Source organism: Nocardioides sp. AX2bis (assembly GCF_902506435.1).
Lineage (GTDB): Bacteria > Actinomycetota > Actinomycetes > Propionibacteriales > Nocardioidaceae > Nocardioides.
Window position 1 is genome coordinate 1 of the sequence record NZ_LR733241.1, and the last position, 1,222, is coordinate 1,222.

The window sequence follows — 1,222 nt, forward strand, 5'->3', positions numbered from 1 at the left end:
GGCCAGGGGGGCTGCTCGCCGGCGGGCTCCTCGATGGGCACGACGTCGGTGTCCTCGTCGGTGTCCTCGTCGTGCTCGTCGTCCGGGTCCTCGTCGTCGTCCAGGTCCTCGGGGGCGAGCTCGAGGCCGCGGCCGGCGGCGACGACCTGCTCGACGGTGGGCTCGAGGTCGTCCTGGGTGTCGATCTGCAGCTGCTGGTCGTCGGCGTGCAGGGCGCGGTTCTGGTAGGTCGTGCGGGTCAGGTTGCGCAGGTGGGAGTCGAGCTGGTCGGCCATTGGTCCCTGGGCGGCGGCTGGCTCGAACTGGGTGATGACGAGGTCGACGGAGCGCTTGCCGTCGGAGGTCTCGTGGATGGCGTCGACCTTGACCTCGACGATGGCCATGTAGTGCGCGCCGCGGCGGGAGTGCATCTCGGCGGCGAGCTCTTCGGTGCAGCCGGTGCCGTCGAGGCCCTTGGTGCGTACGCGTGCGGTGTGGTCGGTCATGCGGCGTCTCCTGCCATGTCGGTGTTGCTCGAGGTGGTGGTCGTGCTGGTCGGGTGCGCCTCTGCCCAGGCCTCGACGAGGTCGGAGCGGACGCGGCCGTTGGTGGGGGCCTCGGCCATGCCCTGGGCGTGGGCCCACCGCTTGACCTCGGCGGCGGTGACACCGAGCTCGGTGAGTCGCTCGGCGTACCCGCGCTGCGGGCCGCCCTTGGGGCGGACGTTGTGGCCAGCGGCGGTGACGAGGCCGCGGACTCGCTCGGCGCGGATGTGGAACTGCCGGCCGACCTCGATGAGGGACTGGTCGCCCTTGAGGTAGGTGGCGACGACCTCGCGCTCCTGGTCGGGGGTGAGGTCGGTGGCGTTGGCCTCGGAGGCGGGCGGGCGGATGGTGACGCCGGCGTCGGTGAGGATGCGGCGTACGACGCGGACGTCGTGGCCGGTGTGGGTGCTGACTTCGCGGATGGAGAGCTCGTCGTCGACGTAGAGGCGCCGGATGGTGGCGACGGTTTCGGGGTCGGGCTGGATGCGGTTGGTGCCGCCGGATCGGGTGGCTCGGTCGTCGCGGCGGGGCACGTTGTGGCGGTCGAGGATGGCGCGGATCCGCTTGGGGCCGCAGCCGTGGGTCTTGGCGAGGTCGGGTGCGGTAGCGCCGTTGCGGTAGGCGGTGACGATGGAGCTCTCGTCGACGTCGGCGCCGGCGTGGCCGCGGGTGTTGCTGATGACTCGGCGGGGACGGGC

2 protein-coding genes are annotated in these 1,222 nt (G+C 72.3%); both read right to left on the minus strand.

Annotated elements, in window-relative coordinates; all coding sequences use genetic code 11:
- Nucleotides 1-485: hypothetical protein (locus GV155_RS20115; RefSeq protein WP_201300400.1), on the minus strand; the 485-nt coding region annotated here is incomplete at its 3' end.
- Nucleotides 482-1,222, minus strand: a 741-nt coding sequence (locus tag GV155_RS20120; RefSeq protein WP_201300401.1) for a hypothetical protein, incomplete at its 5' end; no start/stop codon positions are given. The genes GV155_RS20120 and GV155_RS20115, both read right to left, overlap by 4 nt.